General features: G+C 45.7%; 27 protein-coding genes. 25 read left to right on the top strand and 2 right to left on the bottom strand.

Annotation, left to right across the window (positions count from 1 at the left end):
• Positions 1 to 2: 2 nt before the first annotated feature.
• From YC6258_RS24660 to YC6258_RS24620, 8 genes are all read left to right on the top strand, one after another.
• A complete protein-coding gene (locus tag YC6258_RS24660) occupies positions 3 to 3,824 on the top strand; it encodes a type VI secretion system protein (RefSeq protein ID WP_044619235.1) in 3,822 nt (1,273 codons plus the stop codon).
• Positions 3,825 to 3,833: 9 nt separating this feature from the next.
• The gene (gene tssA, locus YC6258_RS24655) at positions 3,834 to 4,946 is read left to right on the top strand and encodes a type VI secretion system protein TssA (protein WP_044619234.1); all 1,113 of its coding nucleotides are present in this window, start codon (positions 3,834 to 3,836) and stop codon (positions 4,944 to 4,946) included.
• A 57-nt stretch (positions 4,947 to 5,003) separates the two neighbouring features.
• A complete protein-coding gene (locus YC6258_RS24650) occupies positions 5,004 to 5,552 on the top strand; it encodes a hypothetical protein (protein ID WP_044619233.1) in 549 nt (182 codons plus the stop codon).
• A gap of 15 nt (positions 5,553 to 5,567) precedes the next feature.
• Positions 5,568 to 6,593 carry a GNAT family N-acetyltransferase gene (locus YC6258_RS27735; RefSeq protein ID WP_052830564.1) on the top strand — a complete coding sequence of 342 codons (1,026 nt, stop codon included), beginning with the start codon at positions 5,568 to 5,570 and terminating at the stop codon, positions 6,591 to 6,593.
• A 25-nt stretch (positions 6,594 to 6,618) separates the two neighbouring features.
• Entirely contained in the window at positions 6,619 to 7,569 is a 951-nt protein-coding gene (locus tag YC6258_RS24640; protein ID WP_044619232.1) for a hypothetical protein, read from the top strand.
• A 44-nt stretch (positions 7,570 to 7,613) separates the two neighbouring features.
• Positions 7,614 to 8,546 (top strand): hypothetical protein, encoded by a 933-nt coding sequence (locus YC6258_RS24635; protein ID WP_044619231.1) that lies wholly within the window; start codon positions 7,614 to 7,616, stop codon positions 8,544 to 8,546.
• A 359-nt stretch (positions 8,547 to 8,905) separates the two neighbouring features.
• Positions 8,906 to 9,232, top strand: a complete 327-nt coding sequence (locus YC6258_RS24625) for a hypothetical protein (RefSeq protein WP_044619229.1) — start codon at positions 8,906 to 8,908, stop codon at positions 9,230 to 9,232.
• 96 nt (positions 9,233 to 9,328) lie between these two features.
• Positions 9,329 to 10,366: a T3SS effector HopA1 family protein gene (locus YC6258_RS24620; RefSeq protein WP_044619228.1), complete on the top strand. Its 1,038-nt coding sequence runs from the start codon at positions 9,329 to 9,331 to the stop codon at positions 10,364 to 10,366.
• Positions 10,367 to 10,708: 342 nt separating this feature from the next.
• Here YC6258_RS24620 and YC6258_RS24615 read toward each other — a convergent pair whose 3' ends face one another.
• Positions 10,709 to 11,350, bottom strand: a complete 642-nt coding sequence (locus tag YC6258_RS24615; RefSeq protein ID WP_169749024.1) for a HEPN domain-containing protein — start codon at positions 11,348 to 11,350, stop codon at positions 10,709 to 10,711.
• Positions 11,341 to 11,565 carry a nucleotidyltransferase family protein gene (locus YC6258_RS27730; protein ID WP_052830562.1) on the bottom strand — a complete coding sequence of 75 codons (225 nt, stop codon included), beginning with the start codon at positions 11,563 to 11,565 and terminating at the stop codon, positions 11,341 to 11,343. Before YC6258_RS27730 ends, YC6258_RS24615 begins: the two co-directional genes overlap by 10 nt.
• Before the next feature lie 626 nt (positions 11,566 to 12,191).
• On the opposite strand from YC6258_RS27730, the gene YC6258_RS24610 reads away from it, so the two are divergent.
• The 17 genes from YC6258_RS24610 (at position 12,192) to YC6258_RS24530 (ending at position 24,216) form a co-directional block, all read left to right on the top strand.
• The gene (locus YC6258_RS24610; RefSeq protein ID WP_044619227.1) at positions 12,192 to 12,509 is read left to right on the top strand and encodes a hypothetical protein; all 318 of its coding nucleotides are present in this window, start codon (positions 12,192 to 12,194) and stop codon (positions 12,507 to 12,509) included.
• 322 nt (positions 12,510 to 12,831) lie between these two features.
• The gene (locus YC6258_RS24605; protein WP_044619226.1) at positions 12,832 to 13,623 is read left to right on the top strand and encodes a hypothetical protein; all 792 of its coding nucleotides are present in this window, start codon (positions 12,832 to 12,834) and stop codon (positions 13,621 to 13,623) included.
• A gap of 111 nt (positions 13,624 to 13,734) precedes the next feature.
• The gene (locus YC6258_RS24600; protein ID WP_044619225.1) at positions 13,735 to 14,418 is read left to right on the top strand and encodes a hypothetical protein; all 684 of its coding nucleotides are present in this window, start codon (positions 13,735 to 13,737) and stop codon (positions 14,416 to 14,418) included.
• A gap of 67 nt (positions 14,419 to 14,485) precedes the next feature.
• Positions 14,486 to 14,731 (top strand): hypothetical protein, encoded by a 246-nt coding sequence (locus YC6258_RS24595; protein ID WP_044619224.1) that lies wholly within the window; start codon positions 14,486 to 14,488, stop codon positions 14,729 to 14,731.
• Between the two features lie 255 nt (positions 14,732 to 14,986).
• Positions 14,987 to 15,589, top strand: a complete 603-nt coding sequence (locus tag YC6258_RS30755; RefSeq protein WP_052830561.1) for a transposase — start codon at positions 14,987 to 14,989, stop codon at positions 15,587 to 15,589.
• Positions 15,590 to 16,055: 466 nt separating this feature from the next.
• On the top strand, positions 16,056 to 16,751 hold the full coding sequence (locus YC6258_RS24585; protein WP_044619223.1) for a hypothetical protein: 696 nt from the start codon (positions 16,056 to 16,058) through the stop codon (positions 16,749 to 16,751).
• 87 nt (positions 16,752 to 16,838) lie between these two features.
• Positions 16,839 to 17,408 carry a hypothetical protein gene (locus YC6258_RS24580; RefSeq protein WP_044619222.1) on the top strand — a complete coding sequence of 190 codons (570 nt, stop codon included), beginning with the start codon at positions 16,839 to 16,841 and terminating at the stop codon, positions 17,406 to 17,408.
• An 88-nt stretch (positions 17,409 to 17,496) separates the two neighbouring features.
• Positions 17,497 to 17,769, top strand: coding sequence for a hypothetical protein (locus YC6258_RS24575; RefSeq protein ID WP_044619221.1), 273 nt, complete (start codon positions 17,497 to 17,499; stop codon positions 17,767 to 17,769).
• 477 nt (positions 17,770 to 18,246) lie between these two features.
• Positions 18,247 to 18,999 (top strand): HNH endonuclease, encoded by a 753-nt coding sequence (locus tag YC6258_RS24565; RefSeq protein ID WP_044619219.1) that lies wholly within the window; start codon positions 18,247 to 18,249, stop codon positions 18,997 to 18,999.
• 141 nt (positions 19,000 to 19,140) lie between these two features.
• A complete protein-coding gene (locus YC6258_RS30750; RefSeq protein WP_211264585.1) occupies positions 19,141 to 19,572 on the top strand; it encodes a hypothetical protein in 432 nt (143 codons plus the stop codon).
• Positions 19,573 to 19,648: 76 nt separating this feature from the next.
• Entirely contained in the window at positions 19,649 to 19,942 is a 294-nt protein-coding gene (locus tag YC6258_RS30745; RefSeq protein ID WP_211264584.1) for a hypothetical protein, read from the top strand.
• Positions 19,943 to 20,285: 343 nt separating this feature from the next.
• Positions 20,286 to 21,362 (top strand): 3'-5' exonuclease, encoded by a 1,077-nt coding sequence (locus YC6258_RS24555; protein WP_044619218.1) that lies wholly within the window; start codon positions 20,286 to 20,288, stop codon positions 21,360 to 21,362.
• Positions 21,363 to 21,544: 182 nt separating this feature from the next.
• Positions 21,545 to 21,835: a DUF3144 domain-containing protein gene (locus YC6258_RS24550; protein WP_044619217.1), complete on the top strand. Its 291-nt coding sequence runs from the start codon at positions 21,545 to 21,547 to the stop codon at positions 21,833 to 21,835.
• 103 nt (positions 21,836 to 21,938) lie between these two features.
• On the top strand, positions 21,939 to 22,304 hold the full coding sequence (locus YC6258_RS24545; protein ID WP_044619216.1) for a hypothetical protein: 366 nt from the start codon (positions 21,939 to 21,941) through the stop codon (positions 22,302 to 22,304).
• 71 nt (positions 22,305 to 22,375) lie between these two features.
• Positions 22,376 to 22,885 (top strand): hypothetical protein, encoded by a 510-nt coding sequence (locus YC6258_RS24540; RefSeq protein WP_044619215.1) that lies wholly within the window; start codon positions 22,376 to 22,378, stop codon positions 22,883 to 22,885.
• Positions 22,886 to 22,980: 95 nt separating this feature from the next.
• Entirely contained in the window at positions 22,981 to 23,535 is a 555-nt protein-coding gene (locus tag YC6258_RS24535) for a GNAT family N-acetyltransferase (RefSeq protein WP_044619214.1), read from the top strand.
• 48 nt (positions 23,536 to 23,583) lie between these two features.
• A complete protein-coding gene (locus tag YC6258_RS24530; RefSeq protein WP_044620402.1) occupies positions 23,584 to 24,216 on the top strand; it encodes a class I SAM-dependent methyltransferase in 633 nt (210 codons plus the stop codon).
• Positions 24,217 to 24,256: the final 40 nt, after the last annotated feature.

The raw sequence follows: 24,256 nt of genomic DNA, 5'->3' as shown, positions 1-24,256 counted from the left end.
TGATGACGCTGCTGTTTTATCTGCTCGCCGCGCTGGCTCTGATACTGCTGCTCATTCTGAGCAGAATGGTGTTTCGTGCACGCCTGCCACAGCTACGCCTGAAATGGCCGCAGAGTCTGAACATCCGCGCCGGTATCCGGCGCTGGGATGGTATTAAAAGTCTGCTACGGCAATTACGCACCCACTCGGATGCCCGTTATGGCATCCCCTGGATCATGGTGATCGGCGAACCCGGCAGCGGTAAGAGAGATGTCGTCAAGGCCATGGTCAAAGGTCAGAAAGTGCGACTGCTGGAGCGTGACATCGGCCGTTCGTTCAAATCCCAGTCGGTCAATCTGCACGATCAGGGCATATTGCTCGATCTCGAACTGAGCGACAAACAGAGCTGGCAGGATGCCCTGACTGAATTGAACAACTGGCGTCCGGAACGGCCGGTGGATTCCGTGGTGTTGATGATTTCCGCGACTACCTTGCTGGAGGCCGAGTCGGCCCGGCTTCAGACCCTGGCCAGACGTCTGTACACACAGTTATGGTCATTACAAAAACATCTGGAGTTTATTACCCCCATTTACCTGCTGGTGACCCAGACCGAAGAAGTGCCCGGTTTTGTCAGTTTCTGGTCTGCCCAGACCCGTTATCATGATCAGATGTTTGGCTGGTCCAGCCCGGGTTCTGAAGAAGCACGTTTCTCACCGGCCTGGATCGATACCGCTTTTGATGAACTGCAACAGCAGTTATATCAGTTACAGAGTCAGTTCATTGCCCACGGCTGTGAAGTGGAAGATGCCGATGGCTTTGTGCTGTTTCCCAAACACTTCGACCAGCTGCGTGGTAACCTCAAAACCCTGTCCGCCATTTTATTTCATGAAACCGTTTATAAAACCGGTGCCACAGTTCGTGGCCTTTATTTCTGCGGCCGGGTTGATCACAGCTCGCCACCGGTATTTCTGACTGAACTGATCAGTCGCAAAATTTATCCGGAACGCAATATTGGCCGCCCCATCCGGCAGGCACAGTTATCACGCAACCAATTGATCCGACGGATCCAGAAAGTGACGCTGGCGGTGTTTGCCATGTTGTTTTTGTCGTTGTTGGCCACCAGCTGGATTTTAAAACAGGACATGTGGACCCAGACTCAGGCGCTGCGGCATATCAACCAGATCGTTGATCCTCATAGCGATCAGGCCACAACACCGTCAACGCTGACGGACAGAGAATGCCTGTCGGCGGATCAGTTTTTCAGTCTGGTGCGGTTCATCGGTGAGATCCGCGCGTCCGACTGGTACTGGAATATTCCGTTCTCCTATCCGGTCTTCAACAGCAACAGTCCGGCTAAATTATCCGCCGGACATGTCGCCAACGGCGCGATTGAAAAAGTCATCATGCCGGCTATCAAATGCCAGCTTGAACACCGCATTGCAGGCATCAGCAATAACCTTCCCCAGACACTGACAAGACCAACCCGGGAAGCCGAACAACAGTGGTCTGATATGGTGGACCAACTGACGGGTTTTGCGGTGCAGAAAAGTAATTTTGAATTGTTGTCCCGGCCGGTTGCGCAGGCAGAGCGGTTACGGAAACGCGCTGTCAGGAATGATGCGCAGACACTGGAGGATCAGATTGGAGTAAAAACAGTGAGCGCGTTTGATGCACTGGTGAAGTACCTTTATGGCCGTTCTCTGGAAAACCGCTATCTGTCATCTGAGTGGGCGTTGTATCACGCGCTGCTTGAAGTTGATTATCGCGATAACCAGCTGATCATGCCCAGAATCGTCGCCGAACACTTGCCACAGTTGTTGGCTCAGCGCACTGATGAACTGGTGGATCTGCATATCAATACGGCCGCTGCTGGTGTTAACGTACTGGCTGATCTCGCCGGTGAACAGGCGGCCAGAAAAGAAGTCCGCGCTTTCCGGGGCTGGCACGACTACATTTTCTCAACCTGGCTGGGCGGTAATGAGCAGGATAACCATTGCCTGGATCTGCAACTGAAACTGCAGACCCTGATTGAGGAATGGCCGCAGTTGGACAGCCCCGCGCTTGAGCCTTCTTTTTCCGTTCAAAATTGCTATCGGCCGATGCTGGATAAACTGTTGCAGGTGGTGTGGAATGGCGATCCTATCGTTAAACTGGCAGGTGAGCGGCAGGTCATCGATTGGAGCAATCATTTCCGCTTTGAGCTTGAAGCGTTAAAAAGCCTGTCGGAAAAGAGTTTCATGACGGTTGAGACCCGGCGTCGCTTTAACTGTAGCGAAAAACTGCTCAGCAGCTGGAATGATCAACCGGTCAAATCCGCGCTGGCCTATCTCAGTGAGTACCAGAACTTTTTGTTGCATCAGCGGGAACTCGCCAACGCCGCCGGCCTGACCGATGTCGATCCGTTGTATATCAAAGTGGGGCATAAGCAGGTGCAGCGACTGATGGATACCCTGGTGGATCAGGCTCTGCCCGATGCTGACAAAACCCTGTTGCAGCAACAGGAACTCGCGCCCCAGAGTTATGCGTTCAATCGCGCGGTGGATAATCTGATACTGGCGCGTTCTCTGTATTATCAGTTGATTGGCGATGGTGAGCACGCTGCCTGGATCAGTTGTGTCGATGACTATGCCGATCAGCGTCTGGCGGTACTCAAAAACCTGGCCCGCGAAACCTTTCAGCTCAATCCCGGACAGGGAGCGCAGGAACGGTTGTTTCCGGCGCTGAAAGACACGCCGACCACGGCATCTTATTTTCAGTCCGAACTCAGTCGGGTGCAGTGGCTCAGTGATCTCGCCGCCCCTTACAGCGCGTGGTTTGGCGCAACAGTGCTTGATTCCGGTGACGATCCCAGACGCTTCTGGTACAGCACTATCGATGAATTGAACCGACTGGTGGCATTGAAAGATAAAACCAGTCAGGCACAGCAACTGGCCGATTTTCTGAATCAGGTTGCCTTGCCGCTGGACTATCAGAGCTGCCAGCAAACGTTGGCAGAGCAACCAGCCGATACCGCCGAAATCAACTTATTTGCGGTCCGTCAGACCGGTCTGATCCGGCAGGCAAAGGCACAGTGTCAGAACTATCTTGAAGCCGGCAGTCAGAGTGTTTATCTGGCCTTGAAAGAACAGTTCAACCGTACTCTGGCCGGATATTTTCCGTTTTCAGATATCAGCGCGGACGATGCCGATCCCCTCGACGTGGAAGCCTTCTTCAGCCGTTATCAAAGTGAGCGTGATGGGTTGCTGGCCTGGGCTGACAGCCAGAATAATCCGCAGGTGCAGGAATTTTTGAGTCACCTCGATCAGGTGGCCAATCTGATGAATCATCTGCTGGTGGACGGTCAGATCAAGCCGCTTAATTTACAGCTATCGTTCCGCTATGCCGCGGCACGCAGCCCAGGCAGTGAACAGGTGGTGCGTTGGCAGCTCAGTAATGGTTCCGAACAGGTGTTCTATCCGAATGGTGGTAGCGAACTTGCCTGGTTGTCCGGTGAGCCCGTGCAGTTTACCGCACGCTGGGCAGAACGTTCACCCGTGCAGCCGCAATTCGACAGTCGCCAAAGTAATCTGACTGTGAGTGGCCGCAGCGCCAGTTTTCGTCAGGAAGGCAACTGGGCGTTGATCCGTTTTGTCCGCCAGTATCTGGACAGCAGTTCACCGGTCAGTAATCGATTGGCACTGAGTTTTTCAGTGCCCGTCAAAACGGTGGATGATACTCAAGACCGCGATCTGCAAAACAGCATATTGCGGTTAAGCATGGCTTTTCAGGTTCAGGATATTGGCAAACAAAACTGGGTTCCACTGAACTGGCCGGCGGTTTTTCCGAGCCGGGCACCGGCCATTTAGGAGGTTAGCATGGACACTATGCAGTTGTCTGAACAACTGGAACAACAGACCGGGGTCTCACTGGCGGCACTGCTTAAGGCTGTTAGTGATGAACAACCGACTGGCGTCAATGTGCGTGGCAATGGTGTGTTCAATGCCATTCAGCTGGCCCGTCAGGCAGACGATCCGACGCTACCCATGGGGCAGTGGGAACATGACCTGAAACAGGCAGACTGGCACCAGGTGGTCGAAATCGCCACCGTCGCCCTGCAACAAAAATCCAAGGATCTGCAACTGGCCATGTGGCTGCTGGAAGCGCAGATCTATCGCTGGGGGTTTGAAGGCATCGCCCCATCGGTGTTTTTAATCCAGCAATTGTGTGACCAGTTCTGGCCCGATCTGTTTCCCAAAATCGTCAATGAAGATCTGGAATACCGGATCAATATTTTTCGCTGGGCCAACGACAAACTGCCCACGGCCATCAAGCTGATTCCACTGACCCAGAACAACCGGAAAGATTACTGCTGGTCAGACTGGGAAGTGGCCCATCGCAATGAACACATCAAAGCCCAACTCAATAAAGATGCCGCCATCGAAGGCCCGATGATCAGTGATATACACACGGCGCTGGCAGCCACTCCCAGTGGCTTTCTGCAGTATCAGCATCAGTTGCTGGAAACAGCGCTGGCATCCTTTGATCAACTGAGTTTGACCCTGGCGGGTTTGTGTGGCGATGAAGCCCCGTCTTTGTCCGGATTGACCGGTTTGCTCGCGGATATCCAACAGCTCACCGACAGCGAACTGCGCAAGCGCGGTTATCGTTTGCAGGATAACGATAGCGGTGAAGAAAACGCTGCCGATGATGCCGCGCAGCCTCCAGCCACTCACGGTGGCGGCGGTGGAAGCTCGGGTGGCCAGGGTGGTGACGGTTATGGCCGCGCGGAAGCGTATCAGCAACTGGCGGCCATTGCCGATTACCTGAGCCATGTAGAACCTCACAGCCCGGTGCCGGCGCTGCTAAGGCGGGCGGTGGAGTGGGGCAATATGAGTACTGGTGAGCTGTATCACCAGTTGTTTATTCAGTGTCAGGGCCAGCTGAATATTTTTGAGCTGCTGGGAATTGCTGACGAACATAAGGGTTAACAGATCTATCGGAAATAAATTGTTTTCAGCAACTTTCTGATCAGAAAGGAGACAGAAATGTCCGATTCAACATCGTTATTTAAGCAACATGATGCAGCGACCCTAAGGGCCGACAAACTACCTTATCAACAAGGATGTGCACTGATGGCGATTGCCAAGACTGAACGCAAAAGCAGTAATCAGGTGCTTAGTGAAATGCGCCATGAGCAGGGGCTCGCATCCGGAAAAAACCTTCAGCACGATGCAACGCTGCTGAGCACACTGGGTCAGCGAGGGTATACCGCCCAAAGCGATGGTTATATGAGCTGGAAAGACGCGCAGGATTTTATGAAGTCGAGACCAGCTCCAGGGAAAGGTAAAGATACCCGCTACTTCGCCATGACGTTCCCGCCAGGCACTGATCCGGACAAAGCCAGCTCTATTGGCCATGCGGTCTCCGTCTCGGTCTCCAAAAGTGGCGGCATTACCGTATTTGCCAACAATTCCGATCGCGATGCGAAAGGTAAATGGGTTGGCGGAAAATCACCTGATCAGGCCGGCGGTCGACCGTTTCAAAGCAGTATGTCTGATCAGCATCAGATCCGTTTGTTTAAACCACCCAAATAAATCCAGGAGCTGAAAATGAGTGTCGCATTTGTCAGTGATGATCAATCCCTGCCGGTAGTTACCGGGACAGCCGTGTTGATGCATCAGAACATTGCCCGCCGGGTGCATTCGAGCTGTCAGAGCCGTTACCGCATTACCGTCAGCCAGCGCCTCTCTGAGCTGGATCAGCTGCGTCAGCTGTGGTCGCAATGGGGAGGTGAACTGAGTTCGGCGTCGCTGTGGCAGCTGGCACAAACGGCCGAGTATCTGTGTGACTGGAGCCTGCTGGCAGCTGTCTGCCGACAGGGATTACGGGCTGGTGATGATCTTTATCCGTTATTCCATGATGGCTATGTACAGGCCTGCTGGATGGCAACCGATTATCAAACCGCGTTGGATGAGAGCTTCAATGCCTTACTGCTACAACCCACATCGGCGATCCTGTTTGAGCGACATCAACAGATGGTTCGATGGTTACAGCACAGCCATGCCCAGTGCCTGGGAGTATTTGATGGTTTGCAACAGAATAAACTGATATTGGAACCGCTGGGACAGCAGCATGCAGAGAGTTTCTTATGGCAGTATCTCGATAGCGATATCCCACAGCGCTGTTGTCTGCCGGACTTTAATTCCCTGGAAGAATGGCATGACTGGTATCAGCGTCAATGTTGCACCGATAAACGTACATTTGCCGTCATGCATGAATGCTGGGGAATGATCGGCGTGGTCAGTCTGCTGCAATATCGCGATATTGGTTTTTTTTATTATTGGATCGGTCCCGATTTTCAAGGCAACGGTTATGGCCCGTTGGCGGTAAACATGCTGCTGCAACATGCATGGCGGAATGCCGGCTTAAGGTGCTGCTATGCCAAAGTGTTTGACGATAATCTCGCCTCAATTTCGGCCTTGAACAAACTCGCTTTTCAGCCTTTGCCGTTTCGGCCGCAACCACCGTTTGCGGCTGAAATGCTGTTTTATCTTGGTCCGGCGCAAGGTGAGCTGGCGTTACGAGCTGAGTTCAGCGAGTTACTGCGGTTTATGGATTCAGAAATAGTGTTATAAATCTGTCAACGGGGAAAATCAAAGCATGAGCTCATCAACACGAAAAGCAAGTGTGACATTTACCGGCGCAGTTTCCGAAGATGTGAAACGAGCGACAAATGCAGTCAGTACTGGCATGGGTAATGTGTTTCCGGATGGCCACCATAAAATAAAAATTCGACAGAAAGCCCTTCAGGGCAGTTATGCCGAGTCCAGTCAAACCGGCCATCATGAGTCGATAGCGGTGGATATGAATAAACATACCGGCGATAACGATACCCAACGCGGAAAGCTGGCTGCCACTCTGGTTCATGAAATGTCATTGCACGCATTGCCGGATCTGACCAATAAAAGTCTAAGTCAGCCAGAGACATCCGCCGATCATGATCATAAACAGATGTATAGCGGCACGGGCCGGGGCGCATATTTACAGCATAGCCGGAGCACTTTTAATCAATTGCAAAATCCTGCTCAGAGAACCGCATTTGCAAATGAATGGCTTAAGGACCAGAACACTCATATCAATCGTGAAAGCAATCCGACCGTGAAAGCGGAGGCACAGCAGTGGGCTCAGCAACGACGTAATTCCATGGTGGATGCACTGACCCATCCACAGGGACACCCCTGGGCGCCGCAGCCGCCGGTCAATATTATGGATGAGCTGATGAGTGCGCCAGCGCCGTCTCAGCATCTGTCCCTCGATGATATTTTTGCTCCGCCGCTACAGCCACAGCCGTTGCAAGCTCAACCACAACCGGTGCTGCCTTCTGTTCAACCACAACCACAACAGAGTCCGTCCGGTACCGTGTCTCAGCAAAACAGTTATCAGGACCCCTTTGCTCATTTAATGCAGGGAAGCGGGCCGAATCCCAGTCATCAGTCTGTTCCAAACCAGCAGTTACGCGCTCAGTCAAATCAGTCTTCGTCCCATGGTAACGACTTTGCCGATCTGGTGGCGATGCAGAAGGCAAGTATGAGCCGAAAAAAAGATCATTAATGATTATTTGATGCATTAACAGTTACCAAAAAAAGGAATCGGATATGAGTGAGGCCCCCAAAACAACCCCAACCAAACCACAAAGTGAACAGCCTTATACCGCTCGGGGGAGACCGCTGGAGCAGAAGTTTTTCGATTCCAGAATCAAAAAGCGGGAGTTACAGATAAAAGACCCTACGGTTCCTGTTCAAGGACGAAACCGCGCTAATAGTCTGCGACGTCTGCAGGTGCCGATGTTGGAAAGCCTGGTGAAAGGAAAAAATGAAGTGAGTGAAGCAGCCCAGCGTGAGCTGGATGTCAGGACGGAAATGGTCGCCCTGAGCACACAACAGTTCCCTGAAAATGCTAAACCGAAAATGGCCAGTAAAGGGCCGATCTCCATGACCGAAGCAACTGCGCTCAGGTTTTCTGCCAGCCTGGCCGAAGAGGCACAGGATGAACTGAATGCCCAATCTAGCGGGAAAAAACAGACGGTGGGTCTGATTGGTATCGCCAATGTGGGTGGTACACTCGGTATGGGGTTTTCCGGTCGCAAGGACGAAGAGCCTTTTATGCAGGATGTTCAGGGGCGCATGCTGGAATTGCAGCAACACTATCAGCAGGCTGATTCAACCACAGGCTGGAGCAGTCAGCTGGTGCCGGTTCAAACACCTGGATTCAGCGATCTCGGTAATGTTTGTGCGGCATCCCGTGCCAATCTGGCGGCGCGTTCGGCTAATGGTGAGTTTGCCAATATGGAGAATATTGGCCGGGCAGATTTGCCAACGCCAGACACTCTGGTGGAAATGACCACGCGGGCAACCCATCCTACTGGCGGCAGACTGAAGCAATATGAAGCTCAACCACTGGACACAGCCGACTACCCATCACAATATCAGGTACAACCCATGCAGACCCGGAATAGAAACGGCAGTATTGCCAATATGGCCGACTCCTGCCCAACCTGTATGGAGGAACGAGCCAGACACACACCGTAACAAAACAATTGGATCAACCGGTTATGTTATTGACCACTGCGATATGGGCTTGATGGAATTGCAAATATGTCCAGATGCGGTGTTCGATTTTTCTCTCAAGGTAGTAGCGAATCATCGTTGCCTTGTTTTGTTTTGTTTTCTTATTTTATTTTAAAGTGGGTGTCCTGTTGTATTTTGTCTACGGAAAATGCACTTCAGTCCTTTGACATTCCGGGCACAGCCTCCTTTTGACGATGAAATTTTTTACTACCGTGGACCACAACATAATGAAACTGTTCTGAAAACAGAACTAGCGGAATTATTAAGGTTCATGGATTCAGAAATGCAGTTAACCAACCTACTGTTAGCGGAGCAATCACATGAGTGAACAACAACGTAAAGCAACCTTAACTTCAACCAGCAATCCCCGGGGCCAGATAATATCCACCAGCGATGATCGCAGTGGTAGAGTCAAACCCAAACATCTGGTGGTGGACAGTGCGCAATCCATGCCCAAGAGAAATCTGGAAGTCATGACCTTACGAAACAAGTACAGCGGTGATACGTTTCAGGTTCATTCACATAACTTCGGTCCGTTTCATCAGGTACCAATGAATAAACCCCGAGAAAAGGGTGATCAGCAACCTTTATCTCCGAGAACCCAGCAATCGTTGTCTGACAAGTGGCATAATTTCAATCAAAACTGATGTCATAAAACGTTGTTGAAAACCAAGTGGGGACTTTATTCTCAGGGTTTATTGAGAGTGGTCCGGTATATCTGATCACAGTCAGGAGCAATCGTTATGTCTGATGTCAAACCCGTTCACGAACAACTCCGTGGCGACAAAGTCACCCTGTCTCGCGATGCCTTTGGCGCTGATAAATCCATTGCCCGGGTCGGTATGCGGGTCTGGCTTGAAAAAGCCTACGACCTGCATCAGTCCGGCGCATTCGCCAGTAAGGATGATAAGGGTATTAGCTCATCGATTAAAAGCATCTATAACCAGCATACCGTGCGTGTGACGGATTCCGGTATTCAGGTCAGTAAGGCTCATCCAGTTAAGGTGTCGGATGAGTCTGGTATTCGCCAGCAGGCGCAAAGGGAGCTGGGGGACTCTGTGGCTATTGATGAAACCCGCTTGCCGAGTAAAAGAGGCACCGCCGGCTTCTTCGCATTTCGTAAAGACGTTGATCGTGAACGCCAACAACACGCTAAAGAAACCGGTATAGAATCCCGCTTCAGTCTGATCTCACGCAAACTGCGTGGTGCAGACAATCCGGATCAAGCCAGTCAGGATGGTTTTGGTGACCGCTCTTACAAACGAGTCTGGAAGGGTATTCTGACCGGTGCGAGTCAGTTGTTTTCTGGCCAGGGCAAGATAATGACGGCTGGCAATCTTGCTCGTGGTCGTGCGGATGCCGGCGTGGTGTATTCCCAGCGGCTGGAGGATGAACAACAGATTACCTCAGCCGCCGGAACCCTCTCAGAAGCTATAAAAGGCAGCCGTAGTTACCATGTTCCCTTTGGTATGGACAGAGCGGACAAAGGCGTAGCCTTTGGTGAAACCATTCGTCACGTGAGCGTATCTGGTAGCATTATTCCGGCACCCGGATATCATGCCCATGACCCCAATGTCTCATCCAGTTTTGGCAACAGCCGGGCTCCGATTATCAAACACGCTCTGGACAGTATTCTCAGTGAAGGCTTATCCCACGAAGAAGCATTGAGCCGTTCCATCAAACACTTTGGTTATGATGTTCAAAACCCATCCAGAGTCTCGACTGAAGCCATGCAGCAACGGCAGATGGCTGTACAGGCGATGAAACGATCCAAGGTTTGATCATGTTCAATTGATACGGTTGCTATCGCTGAGAACGAAATAATGAATGCATCTGAAATTTGAAAGTCAGCAGCATGGATGCTGCTTTCTCCTGTTTCTGCAGCTTTGCGTCCAATTCATGTTAACCCAACGTAAATACTTGCCAAGTTAATAAGGCGGGCACTGAAAAAACCGGGCTGCCATATTTCAAAATATGAGTGTCACTTTTGACTTCGATAAAATTGGTTCCGCCTGTATTTTTCGAAAGATGGCGGCAGAAAAACTCAAAAAATCATTTCGGCCAGATATCGCCTACACAAGAGTGTGGACTCTGGAATGTGAGTCGACACGGCTACAAACAGATCAAACCAACCTGGCCTGACAGATTTTTTCCACCAGCGTCTTTAGCTTGATCACTTCCGATTCCAGGTATTTCAATTCCTCTTCTGTGATTTCGTAATGCTCCGAATAACGTGCATCGATGTAGGCACGTTGCAAGCGGCGAAAACAGCGTCGATGAAACTTACTGTCGAGCGGAAAAATACCGGTAAACTCAGGATCAATTTGTATGCAAAAGTGTTGTAGCTTTTCGATATTGTGGGTTTTGGGCAGGTAGTTGGAGCAGGTGAGGAGTACGCAGGAATAGAGGCGCTCGGTGGCTTGATGCAGATTGAAAGCTGCTTCGTTTATCATCAGCTCCTTAAATGTATATTGGAAAACCTTGATGCTGGCACCGGCATTTGTATGCCATTGATCATAATGCTTCTGCGCAATCTCGCGCCGTTCTGCTTCGGTTAAATTTCCCGGTATTGCCAGCGGCCTGGGGGTTGCCGAAAACAGCTCAATGCCTTCCTCACGGATATCCTTAAAAAAATAATGACCTTGAAGCAGGCGTTTATTCACGTCTTCCAGGTCATGCACAATCAACCCCAGCGGCGCAGAATGTTCTTCTGCCCGTTGCCAGACGATATCCTCATCCACCAGCGTCGGCTTGTTCACCACCACCAGAATATCGTAATCACTGATATAACCATTCTCGGATCATTCACCCAGGTACCCTTGGCGTGACTGCCAAAGAGAATGATTTTCAAAATCCGGTACTCGGTTCTGCGCCCGGTCTTGCCTTGCAGAAAATCCTCCAGAGTATCACGCAGGATGGTGGAAATGGTCTGGAGCTCGTGCTGCTTGGCTTTCGGCAGGTGATCAAGGCCGGTTTTCATGGTGATAGTGACAAATTCTTGAATACATACAAGCGGCTTAGTGTGAGGGTTGATAGCCGGAATGTCTATAGATTGGCCGGGTGTGGGCAGTGCTGGTTGGAGGGGTGTATAGGGGGCGAAACCAGTGATTGAGCATGTGGCAAATAACAGCGTTGTGAATAGTTTTTCGGGTATCGATTGTTTGCATTTTACATGTCCCTGTCAGCATGATTTACACGATACTGTATTCATAAACAGCATATATAAAATAACACCTATTTTTTTACGATAAATGTCATAAATAATCATGCTTTAAGACTCAGTATCCAGATATTCGCTGGATACTCGATCTGAAGACATAATCTCCGGAATAATGAGCAGAAAATACGATACTTGTCTGGTTGGTTAAGTATCATGGATATTCTATAAAGCCATGAATTCAGTGGCCTGCAGGCGACCGATTTTTCTGGATACTGCGTCTCCAGACCGAATATCCGGCGAACGAAATTGACAGAAATGGGCTGTGTGCCTATGTTGATGGGATTTGATGAGACTGAGTGAGTTTAGCTGCTCAGGAAAAAGCGTCTTCTGGATATTTTGTCAGATGACGTGGAGTAACTATTATGCATTGTAAGGAGGATAATATAATGGAAGATATGATTGAAAATGCTGTTCAATTAAAGCCTGAATACATTGTTGGCTTATCCATCTTAGCCACTGTAGGCTTGGTTGTTATGTGGGGTATGTTCTGGAATTCAGTTGCAAAATCCCAAGAGAATATATTGGATATTTTAAGATCGCCTTCCTTTTTTAAAACAGTAACTGTTATGGGCGTGATAGCAGCAACTGTTGTTCTGAGTCTCGCAGGCAGGCTAGAAGGAAATATTACGGGTGCTATTCTCAGTGGTATAGCAGGATACGTACTTGGACAACTTTCAAGTAGACATGATAGCGAAAAGCATTAAGTGCCAAGCATAAAAAGCGCGTGTTGCAGATTAATTTCCGCTGCGCTTCAATTAACTGCAAATGCGAACGTTAGAACTGGTTCTTCATTCAAGTAAATTATGGTTCCGTGGCACAGTCAAATCCGCTACGGTGCAAAGTTAAAATCAGTTGGCATCCAATCGTTAAACTGGGTGCCAGGTTACCAAAGAATTGGGCTTGTCCAGTGGCAATTGTTATTCAAAGTTCAGTGGTTTTCCGGTCAAGCACAATTCTAACAATACAAAGCTGCGGACCACTGGCGTGTCCTCAGTTTTAGGCGTTAGCTTACAGAAGAATCAGAGTATGGAACAGGATTGCATAAGTGTTTTACTGAAGTCTTTCGTGATGCCTTTGGTTGCCGTTTTTATTGGTGCTAAATTGGCCTTTAAAAACATGCGTAAGAAAGAAAGCATTGATATCGAGACAACTAAATATGAATGCGCTACCAAGTGGTTACTTGAATCAATCGAATGCTTGAATAATTTGTGCGTTCTGAAACAAAGGTATTTGTTACTTAGCGGAAGCAGTGCCTATCGAAGCATTAGCTTAAGAAGGCAAAGCTACGTCTTTGAAAAGGTTAATGTTTCAGGTCTCGAATCTCTTCATTTCCTTAATAGTGACGGAATCGAAATTGAAAGGCTTGGGTTCAGAAACTTTTTTAGAATTAAGCAGTTGTTTTGCACGTATAATCGAATAATATCTTCATGGGTTGCAATAGAAGAAACTAAGGCTGAAATCGATAACATAATTGCTAACCACGTTCGTGCAGAAGGGGGTTTTGAAATTACACATGAGCTGATTGATGAAATAACGCCCATCAAGCTTAGCAACTATATTATTCTTTGCGAGAGTACATTTTCGCTTATTAGTGATTTATTGAATGATTTTTATAAGCTTACTCAAGACTTCCCAGTAATAGTTAATGAAGTTTTAGATCTAAAGCTGATTGGAAAAAGAGATATTCTGACATACATGCCATCAGACAAACATTTAGAAATTATACACTCGACTTTTGAAAAACTTGATGATGAACAATTTAAAGAGATAAAAAATATTGCGCCACAGCATAAAAAATGGCGGGAAAATCAAAGCTAACAAGTTGCTTAATTTCGTTCCGGCCGCAAGAAACACGGCCTCCACTGGACTGCCTACGCTACGCTGCGGCAGCCCATTAGCAAAGCGTTATGAAAATCCGGGAGTTTGCCCATGGAAAATTTTTGGGAAGTACTATCAATAGTTTCCTCTATTGTATCTGTAATTATTGGTGGGTTCGCAATTTGGCTTTCTGTCACATTTTATAAATGGTCAAATAAAGTCTCTGAGGACACGAAAGAGGCTGCGAAGGGTATTTCTGCGAGCGTAGATAGATTAGAAGTCTTATTTGACAGACTTTATTCGGACACATTCGGTATGATGAAAGATACTGTCTCGGATATGCGTAAGCATATTTGGAGCGATAGCAGTGAAGTCACTGACGCTCTACAAGAAAAATCAAATCAGAAAATCGAAGAGGTTAAGAAGGAAATGAAAGCAGAGTTAGAATCGGTATTGTCTAGAGTTGGGCAAACTGAGGGTAAAGTTGACCACATCAGTGTTGACTTAGATTCTGTAATTCAAAGAGCTATTGATGAAACACGGAAAATAGATAGCGATACACTTATATCTGATGTAGATGTTAATGTGTTAAATGATGTTCTTGATGTAATACGTCAAAAGGAAGCTGTGTCAGTTAGATCTGTTATTTATAGTCCAAGATTAAGAAGAACGTATACGAAGTCAGCAATTTTAGAGGCTATACAAACAAATATCGATGCAGAAATAGTTGTAGCTAACGGGCCAATTAGAAAGTTAGAAACACAATTGATTTACCAACCAAAATTTGATTCATAACAAATGTGGGCTGCGGACTTGTGCCTCGCCACAGCCACAAACGTTATAGCTTAAGGAAATTCAAAGCATGAGTGTGTTTGTTCAAATTTTTGATGAAGGCGATGGCTGCACATATAGCCTCCACTTTTCTAAAGAAGATGCTGAAAAAATACTGGAAGCAGATGAAGGTAAGCTCATAGAACTACCTAGTATCGGAGGAAACATTGTCCTGAAAGGTGATCAGGCTGTCATATTATATAAGAGCGGCTCGGGGCATGGTTCCATTTACTCAAGCTACGCAAACCTTTGTTCAATGATCAATGAAAGTGAATAATATGCGGTCTGCAAGCGCGAGCCATAACAAGGCAAAGCACGTCCGCCCACTACGTGGGTTGGACCTCCGCACTTCATGCTCCGGCCCGTGTTTGCGGCGTTAAAATCTGGAAGGAGTTCAAATGAAGTATTTTGCTGTATTGTTCTTATCACTAGGAGCAAAACATAACAGGACACCCACCTTAACTATTGATATTCACACCAACAGCCGGCACTATTCGATACTGTATATTTATCAGTATAAGGATGTATGATCATGACCCGATCAAGGAAGTCGCAAATCTCACTTGAAGCCACGCCTTATTATCATTGTGTTTCCCGTTGTGTCCGTCGGGCGTTTCTGTGCGGAGTTGATGCCCTCACCCAGATTAGCTACGAACATCGCCGCCAGTGGGTTGAGGATAGACTGTTGTGGCTGGGTGAGATATTCGCCATCGATATCTGCGCTTATGCCGTCATGTCTAACCATGTCCATGTGGTGCTGCATATCAATGTGCTCCAAAGCCGGCAATGGTCAGCAGAAGACGTTGTGATGCGCTGGCATCGTCTGTACAAAGGCTCAGCACTCAGCCACCGGTTTCTGAAAGGTGATGCCTTATCACCGGCAGAGCAGCAGGCGTTTGAAGCCTTAGTGGCCCAGTGGCGGGAAACCCTGACCTCCATCAGTCGGTTTATGGCGGTGCTTAATGAAGGTATCGCCCGGCGTGCCAATGCCGAAGATCGCTGTACCGGTCGTTTCTGGGAGGGCAGGTTTAAGTCTCAAGCATTGCTCGACGAACAGGCCTTAGCCGCCTGTATGGCGTATGTGGATCTGAATCCCATTCGAGCCAGGATGGCTGATACACCGGAAACGTCGTGATTTACTTCCTTTTGTTGGCAATCCCAGCGCAGACATGCCCGAAGGTTTGCCATTCCAATTAAGCGATTACCTGGAATTGGTGGATTGGACCGGCAGAGCGATTCGGGAAGACAATTTGAAAAACAGTTCAGGTGTTTTGCCGGGCAGAGGTCGTCGTTTGAGAAAGTCAGAGATTATTTTCAGTTAAGCCGAACGCCACCAAATTTGTTGGCGACCTGATTTCCTATCACGCCATCAAGCATCCTGTTTAAAAAGCCTGGCTCCTCAAGTAACCTGCTACGCCTCCGGGTCAGCCAGAACTATATTTTTGTTTGCTTTGGAACAAGATGTATACAGCTTGGTTCTGTAGTAAACCTGATTTATTCGATTTTTGTTCTGTAAGGTAGTAGCGAATCATCGTTGCCTTGTTTTGTTTTTTTATTTTAAAGTGGGTGTCCTGTTGTATTGTTATATTGGTGGTAAATGCATGAGTATAGAGCTACTTCAAACTATGGAATGGTCAAGGCTTTGCTGGGATCAAAGCTTTGAGGAGCGAATTGTTCTTTCTTCTATATTGCCTGTCATTGGGAATATGTATCCCGTTAAATTCGAATCTAATGAAGATTTTGTGAGCGAAGGTGTTGCTAGAATACTGTGGAAGCCCCCGCATTCTGAGCTAAATGGTTGGGGTGATAAGCGGCCCTCAGAGATTATGAGTTCTTACGTTTTGGACGGAGTGCTTACTGAGAGACATGGAGAAGGTTTATGCTTCAACTTCTTAGTTCAAGGTTGCATCAAGCTTGTTAGTTGCTTCGATCTCATTGGCCAGGAAGATAAGTCACCTTTGTCATATGTTAGTCAGGCTAACGGAAGTTCTCGGTTGCAATGGCAAACATGTAGGCCTGCTTTAATGGCTAAGATTGGAGACTACATATACTTGAGTTCATCGGAATGTGAGACTGATTTAGAAGTGATATTTTCTTATAGCAAAGATGATATGTGCGTACACTACTCAGCCACTATGCATGCTCCTGCATTTTATGATACAAAAATCACCAAATATCGACTAAATCGAGAAGAACGAAAGGTGATTGAGTCGGTTTTAGCAAATGCTAATTTGATTAAAGAATCTGTTGGTTTTTTCTGTAAGGAAATGGAAATATGTGGCGCCGAGTATTGGTAATCAAAATCATTCATAACAATTTGCTCAAGCTGATCCCTGGCGGGTCGGCTTAGCAAGGCGTTATCTTTTAGCGAAGTAGAATCAATAATGTCAAAATATCATGATGATAGTACTGCAGCTTCTGATCCAGGTGGCGTATCGCTAAGCTCATCAAAGTTGGATAAATTTAGGAAGGAATTACCCTTCCTTAAAAGAATATTTGCAAACCTTCGATACCCACCAGAAATGCTTGATGAGCACCTAAATCTCGGTGATAGTCGAGCAGCTGTTGTATTAGAAACACGAGGCAGGTTAATTGTTGCGGCCTATACTGATGAGTTGGATTGTGTCGCATTATTAGAATTTCCCGTAAGTCTCGTAGAAGAGAAGAAACTGAAAATCGGAGAAAAGCTTCTAACAGTTAACACTTATAGCAAAGGCGAATCGATAGCATCTGATCTAGAAAACGGGCCGAAAAGCTACAAGCGTTATAATAATTTTTACCCACTTATCGCCGACTTTCTTTCTGATGATTATCAAACTATTGAAAAAAGAAAATCTATAATAGACGAAAATGAATGGAAAAAAACAGTAGAGATGGGTGAGCGTAAGCTAGGAAATAAAGATTTCAAACCTAGAAATGGTAGCCCTTATACAAGTATTTTGGTTGCAAGATAACAAAACTATGCATTCGACGTCAAAAAGCTCCGTTCGTTTCACTCACTACATTTTTTACCGCAAATGATAGTGGCATTATGACTAAACCATGTTTGAATATAGTAGCTATTTAGAGCAACAAAATGTGAACGGCGATGATGCCTTATATGTGGTGGAGATACGCAATACCATTTGGTTTTGTATTTCTGATGGGGCCGGTGGAATTACTGGCGGCGCTAAGGCAAGTTCATATGTAATTGAGGCTTTTAAAGATTTAACGAGAATCGAAGGCTTTGATTCTCCAGATGATTTCGAGTCATTTTTGAGAATATATAACAGGACACCCACCTTAACCAAGAACATAACAGGACATCCATCTTAACTATAAAAAATATAAGTGGATTGGACCGGCAGAGCGATTTGGGAAGACAAACGTGGATTTATTGCAGAATCATTTCCTCCCATTCTGACCCGCCTGAATATTTCTGGTACACAATGGCAACAATTAACACAGCAGTTTGAAAAACAGTTCAGGTGTTTTGCCGGGCAGAGATCGTCGTTTGAGAAAGTCAGAGATTATTTTCAGTTAAGCCAAACGCCACCAAATTTATTGACGACCTGATTTCATATCACGCCATCAAGCATTTTATTGAAAAGCCTGACTCCTCAAGTAACCTGCTACGCCTCCAGATCAGCCAGAACTATATTTTTGTTTGCTTTGAAACAAGATGTATACAGTTTGGTTCTGTAGTAAACCTGATTCATTCGATTTTTTTTGCAAGGTAGTAGCGAATCATTATTGCCTTGTTTCGTTTTTTTATTTTAAAGTGGGTGTCCTGTTATATTTTGAAACAGAGTCATGAATCTCTATCAAACTGTTGAGCCAAGTTTGCTCAAGCTGAAGCGAAGATTAGCCAAGGAGGGAATCCTTGATATTTCTCATATGGATTATGAAAAATATTTGCGCACAGTTTTCTGGAAAGAAATTAAAGAGTGGATTGCTGAAAGAGACGATCACAGATGTGTAATTTGCAGAACAGAAAAAAGCAAATTTTGTGATCTTGAAGTACACCATAGAAGTTATGAGCTAGAAGTCCTTGAGGGTAGAAATAGTGAAATGCTTGTTTCATTATGCCCCAGATGTCACAAGCTCATCGAATTCTATGACGATGGCAGAAAAAGACTTTGCCTTCATGAGAAAGATGAAAAATACCATGAGCTTGTTCAAATTTACATCAATTTGGAAAGCAACGGGCTTCCGCTGAAGATTGATAAGTCCAGTCGAAGAGGTAGCGACTTATTTGAAATAACTTATATCGGCAGCAGTGAATTCTTGACGTTTTGTTCTCTAGAATCGCTAATGTTTGGCTTCGTTTTAGATATTCACCATAAGCACCGCTGTGAGGTCAAGATACCATTGCCTTTCGGTCGAGATAAGTTCTACCAAAAATCCGGTGCTAAAGTGTCGAATAAGGCCAGCGGAAAGGAAATCATCAACGTGAAAATCATAGATGGAAGCCCGTTAATTAAGGCATCAAATCATTGTGCCTACCCTTTATACGATTATCTTGTATCGTATATTTCACAACGAGAGCACTGGTATGTCGTTTGATGATTCAAAAGCATCTAACAAAACGCTGCTAGGGACATACCTACGCGAACATAACAGGACACCCATCTTAACTATTGATATTCACGCCAACAGCCGGCATTATTCGATACTGTATATTTATCAGTATAAAGATGTATGAGTATGACCCGATCAAGGAAGTCGCAAATCTCACTTGAAGCCACGCCTTATTATCACTGTGTTTCCCGTTGTGTCCATCGGGCGTTTCTGTGTGGAGTTGATGCCCTCACCCGGATTAGCTACGAACATCGTCGCCAGTGGGTTGAGGATAGACTGTTGTGGCTGGGTGAGATATTCGCCATCGATATCTGCGCTTATGCCGTAATGTCTAAGCATGTCCATGTGGTGCTGCATATCAATGTACTCCAAAGCCGGCAATGGTCAGCAGAAGACGTTGTGATGCGGTGGCATCGTCTGTACAAAGGCTCACCACTCAGTCACCGGTTTCTGAAAGGTGATGCCTTCTCACCGGCAGAACAGCAGGCGTTTGAAGTCTTAGTGGCCCAGTGGCGGGAAACCCTGACCTCCATCAGTCGGTTTATGGCGGTGCTATGAAGGTATCGCCCGGCGTGCCAATGCCGAAGATCGCTGTACCGGTCGTTTCTGGGAGGGCAGGTTTAAGTCTCAAGCATTGCTCGACGAACAGGCCTTAGCCGCCTGTATGGCGTATGTGGATCTGAATCCCATTCGAGCCAGTCTGGCTGATACACCGGAAACGTCTGACCACACCTCCGTTGATTTACTTCCTTTTGTTGGCAATCCCAGCGCAGACATGCCCGAAGGTTTGCCATTCCAATTAAGCGATTACCTGGAATTGGTGGATTGGACCGGCAGAGCGATTCGGGAAGACAATTTGAAAAACAGTTCAGGTGTTTTGCCGGGCAGAGGTCGTCGTTTGAGAAAGTCAGAGATTATTTTCAGTTAAGCCGAACGCCACCAAATTTGTTGGCGACCTGATTTCCTATCACGCCATCAAGCATCCTGTTTAAAAAGCCTGGCTCCTCAAGTAACCTGCTACGCCTCCGGGTCAGCCAGAACTATATTTTTGTTTGCTTTGGAACAAGATGTATACAGCTTGGTTCTGTAGTAAACCTGATTTATTCGATTTTTGTTCTGTAAGGTAGTAGCGAATCATCGTTGCCTTGTTTTGTTTTTTTATTTTAAAGTGGGTGTCCTGTTGTATTGTTGTATTTGCATTAAAATTATCTCTAATTTTCCCCGTTGGATCTCCCTGAAGGTAGTCTATTTATTTGGGTATTAGAACAAAAATGACTCATAGAATTGATTTAACAGAAACTCGGCCTATCATCCCAGAGCTTATCCCAAAGACAATGTGGGGTAAGAATGTACGAGCAATAATCTCGAAACAGAATTGGGATGCACTTCGTTGGAGTTTTGGTGCCATAAAGTTCCCTCCTCCATTTACTACTAGTGCAGTAACAGACTTAGGTCTTCCTAGACCAAATTGGAATGATGAGATCAAATGTCAAATCTGCGGGAAAAAGCAGGACAGCCTAGAACTACATGAGTTATGGGAGTATGAGAACGAATTAAATGTACAAAAGTTAATCGGGTTTGTTTCAGTTTGTGAGGACTGTCATTTGTCTTTACATCTCGGTTTTGCAAACACGGTAAATAAGGGTGAAAAGGCAAAAAATCATTTAATTAAACTAAATAAGTGGACAGATAAGGAAGCAGAGAAAAATATCAACTCTATATATAAAAAATGGCTAGAGAGGTCTCAGCACGAATATACATTAAATATTGATTATCTGAAAAAATGGTTTCCGGACACAAAAATTCACTTTAATTGGTTAGAAGATGAAGGTCGTTGGGTAGGTAATCGACTAGATGCAATATCGTGGGCGCAAAAATCACTTAAATCAGAAGCGGTAATTCTTGATACTGAAACAACTGGATTGCTAACAAAAATTAATGTTGAGGTGATTGAATTAGCAGTTATAAATATGAAAGGAAAGGTAATATATTATTCCCGATTTCATCCAAGATATAAAATACCAAAGCGTGTTATAGAAATTCATGGCATCAAAAATGAAGATGTGATTGAAGCGCCTAAGTTTTCTGAGAAACATGAAAAACTTTTAAAGTTACTAAACTCAAAGACAGTCATCACATATAATGCCAAATTTGATAAAGGAGTTATTGAAAATACATGCAAAATGTTCAAGATTTTACCACCAGATTGCAAATGGGAATGCGCAATGCATATATATAGAGTTTTCACAGAGTCAGGAAAGTTACTTCCTCTCCCAGAATCAAAACATAATGCTGTTGATGATTGCAAAGCTGTTTTAAACATAATTAAAAAAATGGCTAAAGGATAATATGTTCGAGAGACTATATTTATCCGTGCAGATCCACAAAATTAAATACAGTCTCTCATCTAACAGGAGAAAGTCGTTTCATATCGCTAAATATTCTTGCCTCTCCGATATTCATACTTTCCTTCATAGGGCTAGAGCGTACTTTGCCCTAACCACAAAAACCATTCGCCCAAGGAGAACCTATGCAAGACGCAGATGAAGCATTTTACCAACGCGCTGATGCGCATATTCATTTATCCAACGATCAGATAAATAAGAAAGCCACGCGTGGTAAAGTGAGTGCCTCAAATATGTACGCTACAGCTCGTTTCAATGCCTGGGTGAGTGCATGTGGTTGGAAAAATGGTCAAGACATGTCTGCTGCCAAACAGGAAACATTGGATTATTTTGTTGGCGAATACCGCAAAATGCTCGAAGAAAACCTGGATGACTATATCGAAAACTTCGATGCCTATATGAGGGACAACGCGTAATGCATGATAAGCCGTTCAAACGCGTTCCGGCCACAAAAAAAAGCGTGGCCTCCACCGGATTCGCTAACGCTCGCCATGTAGAGAGGAGGTTAGTTTACATGATATGAACATTGATATGGATATAATTGACGCGTTTAATTTGAAAGACGTTACTCTTCTTAGTGATGAACATATTGCCAATAATTCTTGCCCGATATTTGATAACCCTGGCATACCGCAAGAGGAGTTAATTCCTCAGTATATGCTTTGGGTCGTTAAAAACGGAGATCATGATGGTAACCTCATCTGTGATGGACTGTTGTCTGATTTAGCATTTTTAGGCAGGACTAAAAATTCACAACTTGCTCCTTTTAAATACAACCTTACGGGTCGTCAACTGGCTGTCGTTATAGAATTTATCGAATGGTGTAAGTCTAACTTGGTTTTGTCTGACGAAGTCGTTCTCAAAAGACTTCAAAAATACTGGTGATAAATACGGCTTAATGTGGACGTTCTGTTATATTCTCGTGTCCATATTAGTGTTCATAATTGGTGTGACTAATGAGTCTGGAGGAAGAAGTTCGAAATCTATCACTAACAGGTAGAATGATAGTGTGTCTACTGGCGTTCGAGGAGTTTTGTAAAGATCACTGTTTGGCATCTCCGGAAATAGATGAGTTCATTGACTATATGTGGAAGTGGCCACTTATTGAGGGCCCTGATCAGTTTGACCCCTGGATAAAATCATCACCAACGTTAATTGACTTCGCACTGGGTGGTGAATTGCCAGAAAGTGTAAGGCGTAAGCTTGTTGACAGTAATATTGAAGAGCACCGTTTCAGAAATGTTATTGAAGGTTTGGTTGAGATAATTTGGAGTAGCTTCTGGGGTGCGTCAGAAGATTCACAATCATACGAATCATTCCAAAAATCAATCAAATCCATGAAAATCGAGAGCCTTCCACCTATAACGCCATTTAAGTTTTCGCGGTTCAAAGATAACGGCGGTTGGGGTGAAAAACCAAGTTTAATAGATTATGAGTATTGGCAGAAATTGCGGTGCAGCGCGTAACAAACGATTTAAACTCGTTCTGGCCACAAAAGACATGAGCTCCACCGGATTCGCTAACGTTCGCCCTTTACTGGGACATTATTGGACAGGAAATTATGTATCTCACTGAAGTTATCGAAACAGACAGACTAATTGTTCGTGTCGCCAGGCCAGGAGATGGAGCCTGCTTTAACAAAGCAATACTTGAGTCTATCGACCAGTTAAAGGATTGGCTTGGATGGGTAACACCGCCCCCAACAACGGTACAGTCTGAAGAATCGTGTAGAAAGGCATATGGTCGGTTTCTGCTCAATGAGGATCTCATGGTTTTATTCTTCCACAAGGAAACAGGCGAAGTGGTTGGCGGTAGCGGGCTACATAATCCGGACTGGGATAAACGTCAATTTGAAGTCGGTTATTGGGGTAATAGTCGTTATTCCAAGCAAGGTTTAATGACCGAGGGAGTGAAAGCCCTGGTTTCTTATGCTCTAAAGGAACTTAAGGCATCGCGAATTTTCTTAACAACTGATGAAAGAAATATCTCTAGCTGGAAATTAGCCGAACGCGTTGGTTTTATACATGAAGGTACTTTGAGAAATGATCGTTACGACATGGCAGGAAAACTTCGTAATACGAAAATTTACTCGGTGGTTCCTTCTGATCCACAATAACAAGGCGCGATGGGCTTGAGGCTCGTGACTCGCCGCCAGCGGTTAAGTATGAAGCCAAATTATTTAGTTCATGATGAAATATATGTTCAAGTCAAAAATGCAGGGCTAGCTGGATGGGGCGGAAACGAAAGAATTTCTCATGATTCAGAGTTTATTGAAAGAGTCTTTGCAATCGAGGATGTTCCCTCTAAGGGTAAACTCCTTGAATTAGGCTGCGGTGAAGGGCATTTGAGTCGTTGCTTTGCTCGACTGGGGTACGAAGTTACAGGAGTCGATATTTCATCAGCAGCTGTTAATTGGGCTAAGGAGAAATCGAAGTCCTTGAATATTCCGGGACATTTTTATGTCGCTGATTTAACAAAACCCGCAATAGATTTTTTAGAAACCTACGATGTTATTGTTGATGGTAACTGCCTTCATTGCATCATCGGTGATGATCGACGAACGTTTCTTAATCTGGTATTTCAGTCTCTATTGAAAAATGGTGTTTTTTTTGTGAGTAGTTTGTGCTCAAAAGACGATCACAATGCACAAATAATAAAAGATGGTTTTGCATATCGTCACATATCATCTGTCAATAATTTAATATCAGAATTAGAGGGCATTGGATTTCATATTTTGAAAACAAATATCTATGAGCGAGAGAAATATAATCACATAACGGTACATGTGAAAAAATAGAATCCTGACTCAAAAAACTTCTGACATTCCGCTGCAATGG

Origin of the sequence: Gynuella sunshinyii YC6258, assembly GCF_000940805.1 — a bacterium.
Lineage (GTDB): Bacteria > Pseudomonadota > Gammaproteobacteria > Pseudomonadales > Natronospirillaceae > Gynuella > Gynuella sunshinyii.
This window is presented reverse-complemented; position numbering and strand designations above follow the sequence as displayed.